Source organism: Opitutaceae bacterium, from assembly GCA_015075305.1.
Classification (GTDB): Bacteria; Verrucomicrobiota; Verrucomicrobiia; order Opitutales; family Opitutaceae; genus UBA6669.
Window position 1 is genome coordinate 194,778 of the sequence record JABTUS010000001.1, and the last position, 21,402, is coordinate 216,179.

Here is a 21,402-nt window from a genome sequence, read left to right on the forward strand (position 1 = left end):
TGGAAAAAGAAACACGCATTAATCCCGGCTCCATTCCTCGAACGCAAGCCATAACCCGCCGCATCATTTCAGCATTGAAAAGCAAACCCTCCTCAACCTGGACCGTCGCCCAATCCGAAGAACTTTACGGCTTCAAACGCTGGGGCGCGGGCCATTTCGGCGTCGATTCGGATGGGTTCGTGAATATCGAGCCCTGCTCGGATGGCCGCTCCATCCGCATCATGGACGTGGTTGACGAGGCCGTCGGCATGGGCCTCAAGGCGCCGGTGGTGATCCGCTTCCAGGACCTCCTGCGGCACCGGGTCATCCAGTTGAACGAACTCTTCCGCAAGGCCATAAAGGAAGCCGGCTACAAGGGCGATTATCGCGGAGTCTTTCCCATCAAAGTCAATCAGTTGCGCGAGGTCGTCGACGAAATCATGGCCGCTGGCAAGGATTACAACTACGGTCTCGAAGCCGGTTCGAAACCCGAGCTGATGATCGTGCTGGCCCTCCACGACAACAACAACCGCCTCATCATCTGCAACGGCTACAAGGACCACGACTACATCCGACTTGCCCTTCTGGGGCGGAAGCTGGGCAAGAAGATCATCCTGGTCGTCGAGCAACTTTCCGAAATCGACGACATCATCCGGATATCCGCCGAGACCGGCGTGAAGCCGATGATCGGCTTTCGCGTCAAGCTGCAGACGCGCGGCGAGGGCAAGTGGGCGATGTCCAGCGGCGACAATGCCAAGTTCGGGCTCAACACCGCTGAAATCCTCTTCGCCAGCGAAAAGCTCAAGGCGGCCAAACTCACGCAGTCGCTCCGTCTCCTGCACTTTCACATCGGCTCCCAGGTGCCGAACATCATAACCGTCAAGAATGCGGTGATCGAGGCTTCGCGCTTCTACTGCCAGCTCATCAAGATGGGATTCCCCATGGGCTATCTCGATGTCGGCGGCGGCCTCGGCATCGACTACGACGGCTCACGGACCAACTTCGAAAGCTCGATGAACTATTCCGTCGAGGAGTACGCGCGCGACGTCGTCCACAACATCAAGGAGATCTGCCTCGAGGCCGGTGTCGCGGTGCCCGATATCGTCAGCGAGTCCGGCCGCGCCGTGGTGGCCCCTCACTCGCTCCTGGTTTTCGAGGTCTTCGAACGCATCAACAAGCGCGAATCCCTCGGCAAGCAACACCAGCCCAGGGAAAAGCACAAGGTCGTCACAGACCTCGAGGTCCTTCTCAAGAACAAGCAGAAGCAGGGCCGCCTCGAACGCTACCACAACGCCGTGCAAAAAAAGGAGGAGGCAATCTCCCTCTTCAATCTCGGCTACCTCGATCTCGGCAACCGCGCCGCAGCGGAGCAGCTTTTCTGGCGCATCTGCGAGCAGCTCGCAAAAGAGAGCCGCGACACCGGCTACCAGCCGGAGGAGCTGCGCGATCTGCACCAGCTTCTGGCTGATCAATACGTGTGCAATTTCTCGGTCTTCCAGTCGCTGCTCGACCACTGGGCGCTCGGTCAGCTCTTCCCGATCACCCCGCTCCATCGGCTCAATGAGAAACCGACGGTGAATGCCGTTCTCGTCGACATCACCTGCGATTCCGACGGCGAGATCAGCCGCTTCGTCGACCTCCAGGACACCAAGGACTACCTGAACCTTCACCCGCTGGACGGAAAACCCTACTATCTCGGCGTGTTTCTCACCGGTGCGTACCAGGACATCATGGGCGACCTCCACAACCTTTTCGGTCGCGTCAACGAGGTTCACGTTTTTCTGGAATCCGACGAGCCGAACGGCTACTACATAGAGGAGGCGCTCGCCGGCAGCCGGATCGCGGATGTCATCGAAGGCGTGCAGTACCAGCAGGAGGAGCTCTGCCGGCGAATGAAGGCGCAGATAGACGCCGCGACGCGCAAGGACATGGTGAAGCCCCGCGAAGGCGTGCGGCTGCTCGAACTCTACGAAAGCCAGATGCTGAACAAGACTTATCTCAACATAAGCCAGTCCGCATCATCAATGCGCAGGCCGAGGAAATGAGTGCGGGCGCTGTGTAAAGGCAGCCTGCTTCACATCCGGGGCTGACCGCCACCCGTGGTTTCAGAAAAACAGATTCGGCCAACCGCCTCATCGAAATCCGCCGCACCGCGGATGATCTCTATTTCAAGCCTCAGGTAATACAACGGCACGGGGCAGCGCAGATCCTCGGCGATGCGCACCGCGTCCTTTTCTGTCGTTACAAGCATCTCCACCCGCTTCTCGATCGCCTCGCTGAACAGCGACACGAAATCCTCGGGAACAAACCGGTAGTGATCCAGAAAGCGCCGGGCAAATCGAACCTCCCCTCCCAGGTCGCGCAGGAACTTCTCAAAACTTTCGGGAGCCGCGATCCCGCAGAACGCTCCAATCCGTCGCCCCTTCAACATTGCAAGCGGAGCACGGAAGTCCGGCGAGTCCGGGTTCGCTCCGAAACGCTGCAGGTACTGCGGCCGGTGCACGCATTCAATGATGTCCGCGCCGGGATTGTGCTCCTTGATGATCGATTCCATCTCGAGATCACGCCTTCCATCGGACTTCGTCAGAAAAACATAGCTGGCGCGCCGCAGGTGCTTGATCGGTTCACGAAGGATGCCCCGCGGAAGCAGGTGACCGTTGCCAAAGGGATTGGTCTTGTCGACAAGCAGGAGATTGAGACTGCCCTTCAGCGGCAGGTACTGAAACCCGTCGTCCAGCACGAGCGTGTCACATCCAAACCGCTTGATCGCATAGGTCCCCGCCTTGACGCGATCCTTGTCCACAAGAACCACCACGCCTGGCAGATTCCGCGCCAGCATGTACGGCTCGTCGCCCGCGTCCTCGCTGCCGAGCAGCACCTCACCCCCATCGCTCACAATTCGCGGAGGAGGCGCCGAGGCGTGCGTCAGCCAGTTCCATCCACGACGCCAGATGGGCGGCCGCCGGCTGCGGTATCCGCGCGAAAGTATGGCGACCTTCCGACCGCGGTCGCGCAATGCGCGCGCAAACTTCTCCACCACCGGGGTCTTTCCGGTCCCTCCCACCGTCAGGTTGCCCACCACCACCACCAGGCACCCCAGCGGCTGATCATGGAAAATCCGCTGGCGATACAGCCACAGCCTGGCCTGAACCACTCCATTGAACAATGCGGAAAGCCCTTGGAGAAATCCGGCGTAGACCATCGCCAGCGTATCCTCCCTGCGGCCGAAAATGACATCGATCGTATACGCTTCGAACGATGTGAGCTTCTTTTTCAGCCAGGACGACATGCAGTGTGACGGTCGGCAAACGAGGTTGACGGATGTTTCGCGCGGGAGATTGTCAGGCGGTTCTGCCGGTCAATATCCTCGCATGCAATCACATCTCCACGCCACCTGCCCACGATCCACGATTGCATCCGTTCGCCCGGTCCGGTGCACTTCCATTTTTCCATGAGCTACAAACTGTTCATTCCCGGTCCCATTGCCGTATCCGCCAGGACTCTTCAGGCGATGGCCCAGCCCATGATCGGCCATCGAAGCACTGACTTCGTCGCGCTCTACAACGCCATCCAGCCAAAGCTGCAGTCCCTTTTTGTCACGAAGGACCCGGTCTATCTCTCCACGAGCTCCGCCTGGGGGGTCATGGAAGGCGCCGTGCGCAACCTGACACGCTCAAAGGTGCTCAACTGCATGAACGGAGCGTTCTCCGACAAATGGAACGATGTTTCCACCCGTTGCGGAAAGAGCGCCGGTGCACTCAGGTTCGAATGGGGACAACCCGTCGATCCCGCCGCCCTGCGAAAGGAACTTTCCACCGGGGCATACGACACTGTCACGCTCATCCACAACGAAACCTCCACGGGGACGATGAGCGATCTCCCGGCCATCGCCGGCGTATTGCGTGAGTTTCCCGACGTCATCTCCATTGTCGACACGGTCAGCTCCTTCAGCGCCGTCAGCATCGAAAAGGACGCCCTCGGCCTCGACGTCATAGTCACGGGCTCTCAAAAGGCCCTCGCCCTGCCCCCGGGGCTTTCGCTGATTTCAGTCTCCAAGCGCGCCCTCGAACGCGCTGCCCAGGTAAAGGAGCGCGGCTACTATTTCGACCTGCTTGAGTTCCAGAAAAACCATGAGCAGGGCATGACTCCCAGCACGCCGGCGATTTCGCTCATCTACGCATTGAGGTCCAAACTCGAGGACATCGAGAGCGAGACCATTCCCGTCCGCCACGCACGCCACCTCCGTCTGAATGACAAGATGCGCGCCTGGGGCTTCGCCAAGGGCTTCCGGCTCTTCCCTGCCGAGGCCTTCGGCTCACGTACGCTCAATTGCTTCGCCAATACCTTGAACTACGATCTCCCCGCGCTCAACAAGGTGCTCAAGGCAAAACACGGGCTCGTTATCGACGGAGGCTACGGCAAGCTTAAAGGAAAGACGTTTCGCATTTCCAACATGGGTGACGAAACCGACGAAACCATCGATCAGCTCATTCGCGCACTCGACAGCGCATTGACAGAGACTCCACGACTGGTTTCAGCCTGATTTGCGGCCATTTGCGTGAAATCGCGCCCGGAGGCGCCCGTGACTTGCATTGAGCATTGGAGCCTCTGCGTTTCCGGACCTGAAAGTCGGGCATTTTTGACGCCCCGGGTCTGTTCCCTGGCATTTCAAGGAAACTAATCCTTGAAATTGGCGTCGACGCCGCCTAACGCCTGCCTCCACATGAAATCTCTTGTCATTGCCGAGAAGCCTTCCGTTGCGGCCGACCTCGCGCGTGCACTCGGCAAAATCCCCAAGAAAGGGGACGTGTATGAAAATGACCAATACGTGATCGCCGCCGCCGTCGGACATCTCGTGGAACTCGAGATGCCGGAGGATATCGACAAGAAGAAATACGGTTTCTGGCGCCTTGAGGCCCTGCCCATCATTCCCGAGAAATTCGGACTGAAGCCAATTGCAGATTCAAAGTCGCGCTTCGATCTCCTCAAGAAGCTCCTCGCGCGAAAGGATATTTTCCAGGTCATCAACGCCTGTGACGCCGGTCGGGAAGGCGAGCTGATATTTGTCTACATCTACCAATTGGCAAAATCCAAGCTACCGGTGAAGCGCGCGTGGATGCAAACCATGACATCCGGAGGCATCCAGGAAGCATTTCACAACCTTCGCGAAGGCGCCCAGATGGCAGGACTTGCCGACGCCGCCCGCTGTCGCTCGGAAAGCGACTGGCTGATCGGCATCAATGGCACTCGAGCCATCACCAAGCGCATGTTCGGATCGCGCGCGGGAAATGTCGCCTCGGTCGGTCGCGTCCAGACACCCACGCTTGCCATTGTTTTTGCTCGCGAACTCGAAATCCGCAATTTTCGCGCCCGCCCCTTCTGGCGGGTCACCGCCCAGTTTCAGGTGGAAAAAGGCACCTACGAGGGCGTTTACCAGCGGCCCGATTTCAAACGGACCGAAAGCGACGACCAGGACCGCATTGATCGCATCTGGGACCAGGCGGCAGCCGAGGCCGTGACGGCCGCCTGCAAGGGCCATCCCGCAGCAATTGTCACGGAGGAGAAAAAGTCCTCAAGCCAGGCCAGTCCCCGACTCTACGACCTTACCACCCTCCAGCGGGAGGCGAACAACCGTTTCGGCCTGCCCGCGCGGCGCACGCTCCAGATCGCCCAGGCGCTCTACGAACGCCACAAGGTCATCACCTATCCTCGTACTGATTCACGCGCACTGCCCGAGGACTATATCCCAACCTGCCGCGAAACGCTGACCGCCCTTGGCGGCGACCTCGCCCGCCACGCCAGAACCGTTCTCGATCAGGGCTGGCTGCGCCCGAACAAGCGCATCTTCAACAACGCGCAGATTTCAGACCACTTCGCCATCATTCCCACAAGCACCGAGCCAGCGTCCCTGGATGAAATGGAGGCGAAGGTCTACGATATGATCGCCAGGCGCTTTGTCGCGGTTTTCCACCCTGCGGCGGAATTCGATGTCACTACGCGCACCAGCACGGTTGCTCGGAAGCACGCATTCAAGACCGAGGGCAAGGTGCTCACTGCCCCCGGCTGGCTTGCCGTCTATGGAAAGACCACCGTCGACGAGGATTCGCCGGATTCCAAGGCGCTTCCCGCCCTTTCGCCGGGGGACAATTCCCAGGCGACGACGACCGAGGCCCGACTGCACGCCGAGACCACCAAGCCCCCCCCGCGCTATACCGAAGCTACACTCCTTTCGGCAATGGAGGGTGCGGGCAAACTGATCGACGACGAGGATTTCGCCGAGGCCATGAAGGAACGCGGACTCGGAACTCCGGCGACACGGGCCGATACAATCGACGGACTGATCAACCAGAAGTACCTTGAAAGAAACCAGCGAGAACTGGTCCCGACGACCAAGGCGGAATCATTGCTCGAATTTCTTTCCGCTGTGAAGGCGGACGCCCTCACCAAACCTGACATGACCGGCCAGTGGGAATACAAGCTGCGCGAGATGGAGCATGGACGGTTTCCGCGCGACACCTTCATGGCTGAGATTGTCGAGGTCACCAAAGGGCTCGTCGAGCGCACCAAGGCATTCGAGGAGGACGATTCCAACTCCCGGCTCACGGAGATCATTTCACCCACGGATTCAAAACCCATGTTCGAGACGCTCCGAGGGTACAAGTCGCAGGACGGAATGTTGATGGTCTACAAGGTCATGGGCGGACGAAAACTCGAGGAGTCTGAGGTTGCCCAGCTCGTTTCCGCGGGCGAGGTCGGCCCGCTCGATGGTTTCGTTTCAGCCAAGACGGGCAATCGGTTTCCATCAAAGATCAGAATCGTCGACGACGAGAAGAATCAGGGCAAAAAGAAGGCCGAACTGGATTTCGGCAACAAGGTCGATGTCAACACGCTCGCGCCTTTCTGGAGCGACCCCAAAACCGGTGCCGAACTCTGTGAGGCCCCAACAAGCTACATCCTGCGCGAACGCGACGGCGACGGCTGGGCGGAAAAGTTCAAGGTGGGTCGGCTGATGTGCCAGAAGCCCATCACTCGGGAACACGCCATTCAGCTCGTCGGAAATCAAAAGACCGAACTTATCCAGGGTTTCATTTCCAAGAAGGGGCGCCCATTTGATGCGTACCTGCTTCGCCAGGGAGCCAGGATCGCGTGGGAATTCCCCCCCAGAAAACCACGGGAAGGGGCAAAGAACGCCGACGGAACCCCGCGTGCGCCCCGAAAGAAGACCCCGCTCGATCTCTCCAAAGCCCGCAAGGTTGGAGAGAGCAAGACTCACGACGGTGACCTGTTCGAAACAGCGGACGCCTACGTTGTCGCCAAATCAAACGCTGATGGATCGCCCCGCACCGTCTTCGAAATGAAGAGGCAGATTTGCGGAAAGGAGATCCCGCTGGAAGAGGTTGAGCGTCTGCTCGAAACGGGGCGCACGGGCCTTATCGAGGGCCTGATTTCGAAGCGGGGAACCTCTTTCAGCGCCTACTTTGTCCTGTCCAAGGACAAAAAAAAGACGGAGTTCGAGTTTCCTCCGCGCTAGCTTGCATGACCAGCTTCAAATCCCAACGGATAATCCCCTTGTCCGCCATGGGGTTGTTTTGGTAGGGTGAACCCTCTGTCCCGCCAAGCTCTATGATCGTAACCACCGCTCAGCTCTTCAAACACGCCTACGGCAAATACGCCGTCGGTGCCTACAACATCAACAACGCCGAACAGGCCATGGGTCTGTTCAAGGGCGCTCTTCTCTCCAAGGCCCCTTTCATCATCCAGATCTCCAAAGGCGCCCGCAACTACACCGACAAGCGCATGCTTGAGGCGATCATACGCGCGGCCGGCGAGATTTTTCCGGAGGCGATCTTCGCCGTTCATCTCGACCACGGCGACGAGGCGACCTGCTATGACTGCATAAATTCCGGCTTCTTCAGCTCTGTGATGATCGACGCCTCACACGATCCGTTCGACAAGAACGTCGAGATCACAAAACGGGTCGTCGAGGCCGCCCACAAGAAAGGCATATCCGTCGAGGCCGAGCTGGGCATGCTCGGCGGAGTCGAGGAGGACATCAAGGTTGAGGACGGACATGCCACCCTCACCAACCCAGCCGAGGCGGAGGAGTTCGTCAAACGCACCCACTGCGACTCACTGGCCTGCGCCATCGGGACCTCGCACGGCGCATTCAAGTTCAAGGGGAAACAGTCGCTGCATTTTGACGTGCTGGAAAAAATCAAGGCTCGCCTGCCCGGCTTTCCACTCGTCATGCACGGGTCCTCCTCTGTCCCGCAGGACGAGGTTGCACGCATCAACGCCGCCGGCGGCACGATCAAGGACTCCACAGGCGTAGACACCGCCGAATACCTGCCCGCGGCCAAACTCGGCGTGACGAAGATCAACATCGACACCGATGGCCGTCTCGTCTGGACACGCGTGCACCGCGAATTCTTCCGCGACAAGCCCGCCGAGTTCGACTTCCGTCCGCCCGGCAAGATGTTCATGGAGGAATACGCGAAGTTCATCGCCAGCCGCAACCAACTCCTGGGTTCGGCAAACCAGCTCGATGACCTGCGTGCATCGCTGAAGAAGTAAGCGCGCAAATCCGCCTGCTCATTTCAAAGCGCGGCCCCTGCGGCCGCGCTTTTTGTCTGCTCGCACGCTGCTGTCTCATGCCGGCAGCAGGCCGGGATCAGGCCCTCGAAACCGTCACGATCGCCGCAAGCGCAGCAACTCGTCCGCATGGGCCAACGCGCTCTTCGCCGAGCGGTCGCCCAGCATTCGCGCGAGTTCGCTCACCCGCTCCTTCCGGTTCCCCTCGATGGGAGCGATGTTCACAACCGCGCGGTCCCTGTCCTGATCCTTGGTGACAACGAGGTGATGGTCACCCTGCGCTGCGACCTGCGGCAGGTGCGTCACGCACACAACCTGATGCGATCGGGCGATGGCTGCCATCTTTTCACCGACAATGCTCCCGATTTCCCCCCCGACATTTGCGTCCACCTCATCAAATACCAGGACCGGCACGGCATCCAGATCCGCAAGCACCGTTTTCAGCGCCAGCATCACCCGCGCCAGCTCACCGCTGGAGGCGATTCTGCTCAGGGGCAGCGGCGCCTCCCCCACATTTGGTGAAAACAGAAACTCCACCCGACAGTCGCCATCGGGGCCGAGCTCCTCCAGCGGCACCAGGCGGATTTGGAAATCCGCCTTCTTGAAGCCAAGCTGGGCGATGCCCTTCGCAGCGATCCTGGCCAGTTCGCGGGCGGCCTTTTCGCGGAGGCGACGAAGCTCAGCCGCGTCCTTGGCTGCAGCCTCATGACAAGCTTCGATTTCACCTTCGAGCCGGGCCATCACGCCATCAAAATCACCCTGGGCCTGCAACCGTTGACGCAACTCCTCGCGAGCCTCAATGACTGCTGCGATGTCTCCGCCATACTTGCGTCGAACCTCAAGCCAGGCGTTCATTCGTGAGGTCACGGCTTCAACCTGATCCGGCTCAAGGCTGAGTTCCTGGGCGAGTCGTTCAAATTCAACACTCAGTTCATTGAGTTCAAGAGAGGCCCCTGCAAGACGCGCAACAAGTGCTCCGCTCGAGGGATCGACTGCCTCAAGCGCCTTTCCTTCGCGAACCAGCGCCGCGATTCGTTGACCGGCTCCATCCTCACCCGCAAGGCCACCGGCAATGACAAGGGCCAGGTCTGCGATTTCCTTCCCCCGGCTGAGCCTCTGAAAATCCCGCTCGAGCGTCTCGATCGCACCATCTTCCAGATCGAGGGCGTCAAGCCGGACGAGCTGGTTCTCAAGATACTTGAGCTGGTCCGGCGACAGCCGCGACTCGGCAATCATGCCATCGCGCTCGGCGATCTTCGCACGCCACGTCCGATACTTCTCACGATAGGTTTCCAGCGCAGCCCCGCTCCTGCCGAACAGATCGAGCAACTCAAGCTGGCATCCGTCCTTCAACAGGCGTCGGGGTTCGCTCGGTCCGTGAAAATCAATCCAGCATTCGCCCAGCGCCTGAAGAGCGGACAGCGTCGCAAGGCTGCCGTTAACCGTGATCTTCGGCGCCTTGTCACGAGTCACGCTCCGTTTCAGGATCAGCACGCCTTCATCTGTCGCTGGAAGGCCAAGCGATTCCAGCAGCACATCAATCCGCCGCGAATCCTTGAAGTGCAGCGACGCCTCAACCTCGCAGGCCGCCGCCCCCTGTCGAATGATGCTCTTGTCGGCGCGTTCCCCCGCCAGGAGACTCATGGCTCCAAGAAGAATGCTCTTTCCCGCGCCCGTCTCACCGGTCACGACTGTGAAGCCCGGATCAAAATCGAGCGATACCTCCTCAAGCAGTGCCAGATTCCGGATATGGAGCGACTGAAGCATGTTCCTGTGGGCGGATTGGAGTGAGAGGAGTGAAGAGTGAAAGGCGAAGGTGTCGAACCGAATGGGGACACGGTATCCATGCGTGCGCGAAAAATGGAATGAAGCGCAATCGGAGGTTGGCAGACCTCTTCAGTGCCTCAGCAGACCCAAATTTCCGAATTCCGTGCCTTTCACGCAATATGTGGATCCTCGACAGCACATCCCGAGTCGGGTTCGACAAGTGCAAATGAGCCGCTGCCAAATGATTCGCGACCGCGATCGCAGGCCCAAACGCCAATGCGACTACCCGTGAGTTTCGCTCTTCAATTCGTCACCCGGAACCGGTGGTACATCCGGTACTCTGGACAGCACTTCGTCCACCTGTTGCCAGTCAACCCGGCTGGCGCGCAAGCCAATACGCTCGCGAGCAGACCATGCCGACACCTGCGCTGCGAGCGCGATGGCGACGATCTGATCCACCGGCACGAGTTCTTTCTTCGCGAGCTCATGTACCTGCTGGAGCAGCAAGTCGGGTACTTTGGCTTCAAGAGTGCTCATGATTCGGGCTGCAACTTTAACATGCTGAGGAATTCCGCCGGTTTCAAGGCCCGAACCCCAAGCGCTTCCGATGGCAGAAGATGCCGCGTATTGAAGCTGACGAGCAGCAGTGCTCCGGATTCATGTGCCAGTTGGACCAATGGTTCATCGTCCGCATCCGGAAGGACGGGCGTCCAACCCGGTGTAAGCGGCCACTCCTCGCCGCGCGCGCAAACAAAATTCAAGATACTGTCAACGTCCGCACTTGAAAGCCTCAACTCGTCGTCGCGCCTCAACAATTCCTCGTACTCGTACAGCAAATGATTGCTCAACATCGTTGTCCACTCTCCGCGCCGTAACCGCTGAAGCAGCTCGAAAGAAGCGCCCCGCCGAGAGCGGAAAGCCGCAACCAGCACATTCGTGTCCATAACCGCTCGAAGGCCATTCATCGATGGTAATTCAATCCCCAATGGCAATGGATGTACAAGTCATGCGCCTGACAAGACAGTTCGCAGGTTGCGCAATCTCCACAATCGCTGGGTCTCACCTTCCCACCCGACCCAAGACTCGGGGCACGCTTTGTCGTAACCATAGATCGCGCATTGCGAAACGCCGTCGGAAGAGTCTCGCCTAGAGCTACAGCGGCGACTCGTCGTACTTCTGCTGAAAGATCCGCAGGCTTGGCCAGTGAAGCGCGGTCAACTGGCCGCCATAGGCGGCACCAGTGTCGATGCAGGCATAGGAGTCGGTTACGACGGGCTCCAATTGCTGGGTATGCCCAAAAACCCGGAACCAGCCATCGTCCGGAAAACAGAAGTCCCGCGACCAGAGCGCTGAAAACCGATCCTTCTTCGCCACCAGTCCGTGTCCCGTGTGCGATACCAGGAGGCGTCCAAACGTCAGATAGAAGGGCAGCTCTTCAAACCAGGAGATGACCGTCTCCGGTATGGCGCCACCCCACGATCGCAGCGTCTCCTCACCTCCATTGCTCATCCAGTCGAAACGCGCCATTGCCGATTTCGTCTTTACGAACTCCAGCATGAGATCGTCGTGATTTCCGAGGACGGTCGGCACTCCTTCTTGCATGGCGAACTCAACCACCTCCCGGGAGGAAGGTCCGCGATCCATCAGGTCGCCAGCCAGGACGATGGGCTCGTCCGGGCATTTCCTGAGCAACCGCATCAGAGTGCGATGGCAGCCGTGAATGTCGGATATGATGAGCATGACGCCAACGCCAGGCTCGCACAGCGCCCCGTCGTTGGCAACCCGCTGCCAGTGGGTCCGCGCTCTAACGGCGAAGGGTCCACTCCTGCCAGCGTTCAAATCCGGCCTGAAGGGCAATGGACTCTTCGGGCGGGATTTCACGATCCACCCGGAGTTCGAACGCCGAAAAAAGGGAGGCTGCGCACTCCCTGGGCAAGGGGAAAGGCGGCCCGTCAGGATCGATTCCGTAGTAGAAAAAGCCCGCAAGCGTCCCGCCCGGACGCAGCAGTTTGGCCATCCGGGCTGCGTAGTCAGGCCAGCGTTCAGGTGACAATGCACACAGAAACGCCCGTTCATAGATGAGATCGAAAGACCCTCCAAGATCGTCAGCGAAGAAGTCGGCCTGACGAACCAACGCACCCAGTGCACCCAGCTTCGATCGCGCACCGGCGACGGCAGCGGGCGAAAAATCGATCGCCAGGGGCGTCCATCCGGCTTCATGGAATGCCCTGACCTCGTGCCCCATGCCACAGCCGGGCAGAAGAACCGTGCCCCTTTCCCCTCCCCGCTTCAGGAAGACTGTTAGACCGGGAGGCACTCCCTTCAGATCCCAAGGCGTCTGACCAGAAACATAGCGACTTTCCCAAAATTCCAGATCCGAGCTATCCATGCCTTCACGCTATCCTCAGCCTCCGATCACGCCAGAACTTCCTTCGGGCGAACGCCCAATGTGGTTGCGCACCGCGAAAGGGACAGACTACCTCTATCCCGCAGCCTCCCGCCGGCGACAATCCGATTCCCAGTCCGCAACATCATGAAACAATTTGCATATTCGCGCAGCCGATTCAGCCGGTTTCTATGGGTCCTTCCCACGTTTGTCCTGCTGTTTGGCGCACCTGCCGCTTCTGCTGTCTCCCACCTGAAAACCCGAAACGTCATCCTTATCAACAGCGACGGTCTGCGATGGCAGGAAGTGTTCTCCGGCGCAGATTCAGCTCTCATTCCGAAACCGCCAGTTGGCATCGCGACCAGCAGGCTTTACCTGCGCGATACACCTGAAGCCCGGCGCGAAATTCTGATGCCCTTTTTCTGGAATGTCATCGCTAAGCAGGGACAGCTCTACGGCAACCGAACCAAGGGAAGCACGGTCGAGGTGACCAACAACCAGTGGTTTTCCTATCCGGGTCGAAACGAATATCTAACCGGATTCGACGATCCACGAATCACCAGCAATTCAAAGATACCGAATTCGAATGTGACCGTGCTGGAGTGGCTGCACCACAAACCTGCCTTTCAAGGCTCCGTGGCCGCATTCAGCGCCTGGGACGTCGTGCCTTTCATCATCAATCGCGATCGTTGCGGCTTTCCGGTGATGGGCGGCTGGGAGGAGGTTCCCAAACAGATGCACGGTCCGCGCATGGAGTTGTTGAATCAATTGATTCGGGACACGACCCCCGCGAACGACGCCGAGCTTTACGATTCATTCCTCTACCAGGCCGCGCATGAATATCTTGTCACCAAGCATCCCCGCGTCATGTACATCGACTTTCTGGAAACCGACCATTGGGGACACGCCGGACGCTACGATCTCTTGCTTCGGGCCGCGCACGAATTTGATGACTACGTGCGACGGATCTGGGAGACGGTTCAGTCCTCGAGACAGTATCGAAACAAGACCACGCTGATCCTGGTCACCGACCATGGACGCGGAAATGCCCCCGATGAATGGAAAAGCCATGGGCGAAAGATCGAGGGCGCGCAGTACATTTGGATGGGTTTCCTCGGTCCCGACACCCCGCCACTCGGGGAGCGAAGCAACTGCCAGACCCTCACACAGAGCCAGGTGGCGGCGACACTGACGGCGTATCTGGGAGAGGACTACAATCAATCCGAACCCCGCGCGGCACTGCCCGTGGCGGAGGCACTGCCATCATCCAGATAGCGGCGAAGCGTGACGCATCCCGCGCATGGGAAGAGGCGTTGGCGCCTCAATTCGGAAGGCTCCTGAAACCCAGGCGTCTTCCCAGATCCAGGCATTCCGCGGCGGGCTTCACTCCAGTCGAACAAGTGGCGTGCGTGAGCGACGCTGCCGCGGCACAAACGCCGAGACGCAGGCATTCCTCCATCGGCCAGTCGTCATGCAGACCCAGGAGAACTCCGGCCGCAAGCGCATCGCCAGCTCCGGCAGCCCCTGCGATCGCCGCCGGCTCCATGAGCACGCTCGGCTGCCAGATCGCAGCCCCTCCCGCCTGCGATGCATGCACGGCCTCGGGAAAATGGATCACCACCCAGGATCGCACGCCCATCTCCAGGATCCTCCGCGCAGCAAGCGCAACCGCCGCCGCGTCGATCCGCCCCTCGCGCCGCAGGCTGATCCCGGTCAGCTTCTCAGTCTCGAAGTCGTTGGCAAACAGCACATCGACATGCGGAAGCGATGGCAGGACCACGGTTTGAAAACGATCGCTGTCCTCACTGACGCAGTCGACCGAAGTCCTGAGTCCCGCGGCCCTGGCCGCTTTCAGGAGCAGCCCGGCACGGGATTCACCGGCCATGACGAGATCCAGACGATCGAGCAGCAAGAGGTACCCAAGATGAAACAGCTTCGCGTTCGTCGCCGCCAGATCAACATGCTCAATGTCGAACAGCGCGTTGGCTCCGGATTGATGGAAAAAAGTGCGCCGCCCGGTATCACGAACCGTCATCACATCCGTGTAGCTGGTGGCCGCGGTCCGGGTCGGGCGCACCTGCTTCATGTCAATGCCCCGCGCCCGGCAATCCGCGATTATGGTGCGCCCATCCTCATCGTCTCCGACCAGCCCTGCACCATGCAGCGGAAACGAGGCTCCCAAAATCGCCAGATCGACCAGAATGTTGTAAGGCGATCCACCATTGCCCGCAGACTGTCCCGAGATCGTGGCCAGCGTGTCCTGCGCGGGCCAATGATCGATGATCTTGACGTGATCCAGGATCCAGTTTCCAGCCGCCAGAATGCCGTTGCGCATGGCTATCGAAGGGAGACAACCCGCTGTTCGCGATGCGAGACCAGGGCCGCGGCCCACCACTCGTGCGAAGCCACGGCCTCATCCGGCGTGGCGCAGGCAAAACGACCCTCAAGCACCCCCGCCCGCTCCGCCAGGAACGCGGCCCACATCTGCATGAGAACATCCGGAAAGCCAGGCTCGAATATGGAGCCCGTGATCGTCTTGAACGGTGTGCCGAAACCAAGGTCAGTCTTTTCCCACCACTGCTCCTTGTCGCGCCGATAGGTCCAGAGCGTCTTGGGCTCCTTGGTTGAATAGCGGACACCGCGATCGGTCCCCAGGATCTCCAGGTACCAGGTGTTGGTTTCAGTCGGCGCCATGCGCTTCATTTCCAGCGAAATCGGAACGGACTCACCGCCGATTCTGCAGTTTCCATGAAGCGTGGCGTTGTCCCACGTGTCGCAGGCAGCGATGCCGCCCCTGCCATCGGGACGCGTGGTGTAGATCTTCTGCAGCTGCGCGTAGAGTGACACGGGACTCCATCCGAGCCGCAGGAGCAGGTGCGCGACATGCATGCCGAGGTCGCCCATGACGCCGATCTCGCCGCAAAACTGTGTCTGCCGCTTCCAATTGATCGGCTTGGCGGGATCGAGGTCGCTCGAATGCAGGAAACCCGCCTTGACGGTGATGATCCGGCCCAGCGCACCTGAGCTGGCGAGCTGATACACCCGCTGCACGCCCGGCATGAAGGGGAACTCGCTCGACACACGCACAAAGCGGCCGAGCCGAGCCGCCTCGTCGCGCACGCGCCGCGCCGCCGCGAGGTCGATGCCAAAGGGCTTCTCCGCGAGCAGGTCCTTGCCCGCGCGCAGGACGTCGAGGTAGATCGATTCGTGCAGGTGGTGGGGGACGGCGACATAGACCACGTCGACCTCCTTGGACGCGAGCAGTTCGCGATGGTCGTGGGTCAGCAGCCGCACCGTCGGAACCTGCCGAAACCAGTCCAGCAGTTTTGGCTGAAGATCGCAGACGGCGCTCAGCTCGGCTCGCACGGGAACGCCATCGAGCACAAACCAGCGCGCAAACGCCGAAGCTGCTTCGCGGCCCATGAGGCCGCCGCCAATGATGCCAATGCGTACGGGAGGAGTTTCAGGATTCATGAATGAAAGAGGATTCTTGGATGACGGGAGCCCCCGCGGTTTTCATCCGCGGTTTGTTGAAAGCATGCCGGATGCCTCATCGAATGGTCGCGACCTGAACCTTCACGCCGGCCAGACGGAGTCGGGCCCTTTCCGTCCTTCCCAGGCGATCGTCGGTGACAAGGCGGTGGAATCGTTTCCACGGAGCAATGAGTACGGCGGCGGATTGATTCCATTTTTCCACATGAGCGACGAGAATGCGGAGTCTTGATCGAGCGCAGGCCATCTGCTTCACGGCCGCCTCCGAAAGCTCGGTGGTGAAGGCCCCGTCCTCAGGATCCAGCCCCGAGGCTCCGATCACGGCGGCGTCGAAGCGAAAGGCCTTCAGCCAGTCCAGCGCAAGTCCTCCAACCAGCGCGAGACTGACGGACCTTATCTCGCCACCGATCCCGATCACCCGCGCCTTTGCCTCCCCTCCAAGGGCCAGCAGGGGAATCGAGTTGGTCACGATGGTGAGTTCGCTCCGCTCGATGACGCGGCGCCCGACCTCCAGGCACGTTGTCCCCGAATCAATGAACACGTGGCCCCGGACCGGAAGATCCGCGGCGGCCAGGCGTGCGATCGCGGTTTTTGCCTCAACCGCGTCCACCGCCCTGTGGCCAAATTCAGTTTCGGGCTTCTGGAAGTCGACCCTGAGCGCCCCGCCGTGGGCGCGCACGATCTTTCCCGTCTCCTCCAGCAGGCGCAGGTCGCGGCGGATGGTAATCTCCGACGCGTCAAAATGCCGCGCGAGCTCACCGACGGTGAGCCGGTGTTTCTGCTGAAGCAGCGCTTCGATCGCACCCAGGCGTTCCTGCACGAACATGAGCCATTCGGAAACACCCCCCGCCCGACAGGCAAGCCAAAAAGATCACTTACGATCGTAATCGACCATATGTGATCACCCATTCAGGCGATCGCATGCCTCTGCCGGGCCAAAGATCGAATCGCGCGGACGCTGCTCCGGAAGGGGACAATGATCGGCGAGCAGGGCTCCCCCCCGAACTGTCGTTCGATCTGGGAGAAAAGGGCGGCGGCAATCTCCTCCGTGCTGCTGTACAGGTAGGAGACCTCCAGCGGGCAGAGAAAATTGATCTCCGCGTGCTTGTGCACCACGAGCTTCAGTTCACGGGGGACATCCACGCGCTCCTCGAGCACCGACAGGACCAGGCCGGTGACGCTCGTGTCCGGAAACACCACCAGACCTTCGGGTCGCTGCGGCTGCCTCCAGATTTCCCTGAATTTCCTGTATCCGAACTCCTCCTGTGACTCATCCCGAACAAACCCGTGCGCCGTCCGGATCCATTCACTTCGGACCTCGATGCCCTCGGCCCTGCAAAGCGCCGAGAACCGGTGGTAGAAGTCACTGCCGGCGGCCGCCTTCTTTCGTTCGGGCTCAACAATTGAGATGATGCCCGCGGATTTGCAGCCCTGCTTCCTGAGGAGGGTCACTGACGCGGCTGCAAACTGGTCAAAGTCGAGCTGAACGCGGTTCGCCACCGGAGCCCTGGTGAAATACGAGCACAGGGCTGGAAGCGGCTGCAGCCAGCTGACGACCTCGCCGGGCACGTCGGTCGCGATGATCGCCTGGATCTCCCGGCGCTCCGCCGCGGCGGCCAGCTCAGGCCAGACCTCGCCGCGCCGCTTGTCACCGCGAGGATCGAACCAGACCCGGACGCTTATGCCGCGCGACTCTAGCAGACTCGCCAGCTCGACGTGCACCGCACGCTTGAAGGCATTGGCCTGGTTCTGCCAGATGTTGGAATCGTAGTAGATTCCGACGGTCGAAAGGCGCGAGCTGCGCCGGCTCACAAACGTCCCTATCTTTGGCTGCCGGGTCAGCAGCCCCTCCTTCACCAGCGGAGCCAGTGCGGCGTGAATCGTCGCGGGATGAGTCCGCCATTTTTCCGCGAGTTCCATCGAGGAGGGCAGCTTTGTCCCCGGCTTGAGATCGCCATTGATGATGAGATCGCGTATCTGCTCGCCGATCTGCCGGTAGACAACCCGTGGACGGTCGATTTTCAGCTTCAAAGGATCAGCCATATGTACTTGAGCTGAATAAAATGATTTTATTCATGTCCGTCAATCAGGGGCATGGAGGCTCCGGTCCGGTCCGCCAGTCGCCGGTTCACACCACCGTCAGCATGCGCGGAGAGACTCTGGGGCTGCAGCGACTACCGTGAGTCTGGCGGAGGGCTCTTCAGGTAGGCGACAAGATCCGCTAGTTCATTTCTGCTCATGGACTGTTCCAGGCCATCCGGCATGAGCGAGAGGCTTGAGGCGTTCAGCGAGGCGATGGCGCTCCTCATCACCACTTCATCCGTTCCAAAAGCCGTGCGAAGCGTGAGGCTGCTCCCGGTTTCGGTCAGGATGCGTCCCGACAGGCTGCGCCCGTCGCGAGTGCTGATCGAAACCGCCTGGTAGCCGGGATAAACCTCGTAATTGGGAACAAGAATGTGCAGCAGCAATGCGTCGGCCGGTTGGTTTCTGTTGCCGGAAAGATCCGGTCCGACATGCCCGCCGGCTCCATCAAAGGTGTGGCAGGCGGAGCATGTGCGCGCGAAGACGGCGGCGCCCCGTTTTACATCCGTCGGGAGTTCGAGCACCCCGCGATACTGCTCGTATACCTTCATGCGGTCGCCTCCCTGCAGCTCACTGAAGGCGGCTTCGGCGGCCGAGCGAATTGATGCGTCCTGATGCTTCAGGAGACGGTTGCGCTGAAGCGGCGCTATTTCGGCGGGTTTCAGGATGCCGTGCTCCATGGCGGAAAAGAGAACCTTGATCAGCGAGGGACGGGAAACCAGCGAGGCTATCACCGCCTCGCGCATTTGCGGCGTGTAATGCTCCCAGCGGCTGGACTGGGTCAACAATTCGCCCGCGCACGGGTCTCCAAAGCGTTCAAGCGCACGCACGGCCTGCAGCTGGAGCTCGGGCGGATTTCTCGCGTCAAGGAGCCTTCCCAGCGCAGGGCCCGCCTGTTCAAAGCTGGTGTATCCAAGCAGCGCCGCGGCGTTCATCCGGTCGGAGACGGTCGCCCGCGCTGAGTCAATCAATGCGGTGGCGGCCGCAAAAAATGCATCAAGCGCACGCAGCGTCGGGCCGTCATCCTTCAGAAGCGCGGCGAAGGCTCCGCCAGGTCCCTTCGCCCGAAACTCAGCCCTGTTGCGCAGACCCTCGCCAAGTCCAAGCACCGAGGGAATGCGTTCGCCCAGGGAGCCGCTCTCCGTCAGCACGCCAGCGAGGAATGCGCGGCATGCGCCCGGCGGGGCTCCAACGCCAAACATCTGGCCAAGATCCTTCATGACCGCCGAATAGGCGGCCGGATCCGGGTGCGAGGCATCATTCAGCGCGTCAAGAAAGGCCTCCATGCGGTTCTCCAGTCCGCTCAGCACCGCCGCGCGGGTCCACCGATCGCCGCCGTCGCGCAGGGCGATGGCCGCAAGCGCATCCGTGGCACGGGGATCCGGCTGGTCACCAAGCACCAGCGCGCATAGAAATCGAACCCGCGGATCAGCATCACCAGCCTTCTCCAGCAGGGGATCCAGCAGCCAGGGAGCGGCTTTGGTCGCCTCGCCCCCAAGGATCACCGCCTGCTCCCTCACTCCACCGACCGGGTCCTTCAGCCGGCTGGCAATCACTGAAGGAGAAAGTGATTGCAGGTTGCGCAGAACCCAGAGTGCGCGAGCACGGGTGAACGGCAGTTTCGAGCCTGTTGCGAGGGCCTCCAACTGAGGCACGGCCTTCAAGTCCGCGCGTTCCAGAAGCAGTCGTGATGCCTCTTCACGCCACCAGGTGTTCGTGGACTCCAGGCGTTTGACAAGCTCCGGCATCGACTCCGACCCGGATCTGACGCCGTCCCCAGTCGCGGGATGAAAATCATCTCGTGCGATCCGGTAGATGCGCCCAGCCGTCTTGCCGCTGCGGAAATCGAATTTGGACCGCGACTCCTCGGGTACGTACGCCGGGTGATCGATCTCGCGGCGATACATGTCGGCCACATACAGCGCACCGTCGGGTCCGTTGCCAAGAAACACGGGCCGGAACCAGGTGTCGGTCGACGCCAGGAACTCCCGCTTCCCATTGACAGGTTCCGAGCGGAACGTGGCGCCCTCCGGGTGAAGCACCTGCCTTTGCACAAGATTCTGTGCAGGCTCGCAGATGAACGCATTGCCGCGATGGTCTGACCCGAGTGCATCACCATCGTAGATCAATACACCACAGGCCGAGGTGAATGTGCCACTGTGGGGTGTCGCCATGAGACTGGGAATGAAGTCGGCTGTAACGGCGGCGCGACTGATGGGGTGGACCTTTGCGTCCGACATCGATCGGGACACCTCCTGGTCCGTATCCGTGAACGCAAGATATCGATTCCGCTGCAGATCTTCCAATGTCAGCACCGTTTGCAGCACCGGGTGCCTGTTCGAACTCACGAACCGCCTGCCGTACGCATCGAACGTGAGCCCGAACTGCCCTCTTCCACCGATCACCTCGTAAACCAGAGTGTCCGGATCGAACCGACCATCCTTCGAGGAAAAACTCACCACAGGGCGCTCGGGATGCTCCGGTGACGTGATCTTTCCGCCAGCCAGGCCGCAGGCGACATAGATCTTCCCATCAAGCCCCAGCGTGGGGGAGCTGACCCGCAACTGGCCCGTGCGTATCGCGTCGAATCCGGTCAGCACGACGCGCCGTTCATCCGCCACCCCGTCGCCATCGGTGTCCTTGAGGTAGTAGATGTCCGGCGCACAGGTCACGAACGCACCACCCCGCCAGAGAACAATGCCGTTCGGGTAGCCCAGACCCGTCGCGAATTCAATCCGCCGGTCGAACCGGCCGTCGCCATCACTGTCCTCCAGCAGGGCCACGCGGCCTTCGTGCGTCGTTGGCTGACCCTCCATCGGGTCGGGATATCCGCGGTTCTCCACCACATAAAGCCTTGCGGGCCCGTCGAAGGCGAACGCCACGGGATCGACCACGAGCGGCTCGGCCGCGACAAGCTCGATCCGCAGGCCATCCTCCAGCTGGAATGTGGTGAGCGCCTCCTTCGGCGTGAGAAACGGCGCCGCCTTCCGAGGCGCGGCGCTCATGCAGATGGAGAATCCTACGGCGGCCATCGCGCAAAGCAGGTGGTTTCGCGTTGCGCAAGTACGGGGCATACGATCAAATACGATCATTAATAATCAGAC

16 protein-coding genes are annotated in these 21,402 nt (G+C 60.5%); 5 read left to right on the forward strand and 11 right to left on the reverse strand.

Features of this window, described 5'->3' with window-relative positions; all coding sequences use genetic code 11:
* Positions 1–74: 74 nt before the first annotated feature.
* The gene (speA, locus tag HS122_00755) at positions 75–2,024 is read left to right on the forward strand and encodes a biosynthetic arginine decarboxylase (protein ID MBE7536924.1); all 1,950 of its coding nucleotides are present in this window, start codon (positions 75–77) and stop codon (positions 2,022–2,024) included.
* A 29-nt stretch (positions 2,025–2,053) separates the two neighbouring features.
* Here the strand turns inward: speA and lpxK are convergent, their stop codons facing one another.
* Complete coding sequence (gene lpxK, locus HS122_00760; protein MBE7536925.1) at positions 2,054–3,268, reverse strand: tetraacyldisaccharide 4'-kinase; 1,215 nt, start codon at positions 3,266–3,268, stop codon at positions 2,054–2,056.
* Between the two features lie 162 nt (positions 3,269–3,430).
* On the opposite strand from lpxK, the gene HS122_00765 reads away from it, so the two are divergent.
* From HS122_00765 to HS122_00775, 3 genes are all read left to right on the forward strand, one after another.
* Positions 3,431–4,522 carry an alanine--glyoxylate aminotransferase family protein gene (locus tag HS122_00765; protein ID MBE7536926.1) on the forward strand — a complete coding sequence of 364 codons (1,092 nt, stop codon included), beginning with the start codon at positions 3,431–3,433 and terminating at the stop codon, positions 4,520–4,522.
* 180 nt (positions 4,523–4,702) lie between these two features.
* Positions 4,703–7,510 (forward strand): DNA topoisomerase 3, encoded by a 2,808-nt coding sequence (locus HS122_00770; GenBank protein ID MBE7536927.1) that lies wholly within the window; start codon positions 4,703–4,705, stop codon positions 7,508–7,510.
* Between the two features lie 92 nt (positions 7,511–7,602).
* Positions 7,603–8,553 carry a ketose-bisphosphate aldolase gene (locus HS122_00775; protein ID MBE7536928.1) on the forward strand — a complete coding sequence of 317 codons (951 nt, stop codon included), beginning with the start codon at positions 7,603–7,605 and terminating at the stop codon, positions 8,551–8,553.
* Between the two features lie 114 nt (positions 8,554–8,667).
* On the opposite strand, the gene recN is transcribed toward HS122_00775, so the two are convergent.
* From recN to HS122_00800, 5 genes are all read right to left on the reverse strand, one after another.
* Positions 8,668–10,338, reverse strand: coding sequence for a DNA repair protein RecN (recN, locus tag HS122_00780; protein ID MBE7536929.1), 1,671 nt, complete (start codon positions 10,336–10,338; stop codon positions 8,668–8,670).
* A 282-nt stretch (positions 10,339–10,620) separates the two neighbouring features.
* Positions 10,621–10,875, reverse strand: a complete 255-nt coding sequence (locus HS122_00785; protein ID MBE7536930.1) for a hypothetical protein — start codon at positions 10,873–10,875, stop codon at positions 10,621–10,623.
* A complete protein-coding gene (locus tag HS122_00790) occupies positions 10,872–11,303 on the reverse strand; it encodes a PIN domain-containing protein (GenBank protein MBE7536931.1) in 432 nt (143 codons plus the stop codon). The genes HS122_00785 and HS122_00790 overlap by 4 nt, the downstream gene beginning before the upstream one ends.
* Positions 11,304–11,490: 187 nt before the next feature.
* Positions 11,491–12,078, reverse strand: coding sequence for a metallophosphoesterase (locus tag HS122_00795; protein MBE7536932.1), 588 nt, complete (start codon positions 12,076–12,078; stop codon positions 11,491–11,493).
* Positions 12,079–12,142: 64 nt separating this feature from the next.
* A complete protein-coding gene (locus tag HS122_00800) occupies positions 12,143–12,727 on the reverse strand; it encodes a methyltransferase domain-containing protein (protein MBE7536933.1) in 585 nt (194 codons plus the stop codon).
* 144 nt (positions 12,728–12,871) lie between these two features.
* Between HS122_00800 and HS122_00805 the strand changes: the two genes are divergently transcribed.
* The gene (locus HS122_00805; GenBank protein ID MBE7536934.1) at positions 12,872–13,999 is read left to right on the forward strand and encodes an alkaline phosphatase family protein; all 1,128 of its coding nucleotides are present in this window, start codon (positions 12,872–12,874) and stop codon (positions 13,997–13,999) included.
* Positions 14,000–14,045: 46 nt separating this feature from the next.
* On the opposite strand, the gene HS122_00810 is transcribed toward HS122_00805, so the two are convergent.
* From HS122_00810 to HS122_00830, 5 genes are all read right to left on the reverse strand, one after another.
* Positions 14,046–15,059 carry a carbohydrate kinase family protein gene (locus HS122_00810; protein MBE7536935.1) on the reverse strand — a complete coding sequence of 338 codons (1,014 nt, stop codon included), beginning with the start codon at positions 15,057–15,059 and terminating at the stop codon, positions 14,046–14,048.
* Between the two features lie 2 nt (positions 15,060–15,061).
* On the reverse strand, positions 15,062–16,198 hold the full coding sequence (locus HS122_00815; protein MBE7536936.1) for a Gfo/Idh/MocA family oxidoreductase: 1,137 nt from the start codon (positions 16,196–16,198) through the stop codon (positions 15,062–15,064).
* Positions 16,199–16,274: 76 nt separating this feature from the next.
* On the reverse strand, positions 16,275–17,042 hold the full coding sequence (locus tag HS122_00820; GenBank protein ID MBE7536937.1) for a DeoR/GlpR transcriptional regulator: 768 nt from the start codon (positions 17,040–17,042) through the stop codon (positions 16,275–16,277).
* A gap of 83 nt (positions 17,043–17,125) precedes the next feature.
* Entirely contained in the window at positions 17,126–18,259 is a 1,134-nt protein-coding gene (locus HS122_00825) for a GntR family transcriptional regulator (protein ID MBE7536938.1), read from the reverse strand.
* A 131-nt stretch (positions 18,260–18,390) separates the two neighbouring features.
* Positions 18,391–21,330 carry a c-type cytochrome gene (locus HS122_00830; protein MBE7536939.1) on the reverse strand — a complete coding sequence of 980 codons (2,940 nt, stop codon included), beginning with the start codon at positions 21,328–21,330 and terminating at the stop codon, positions 18,391–18,393.
* Positions 21,331–21,402 lie beyond the last annotated feature (72 nt).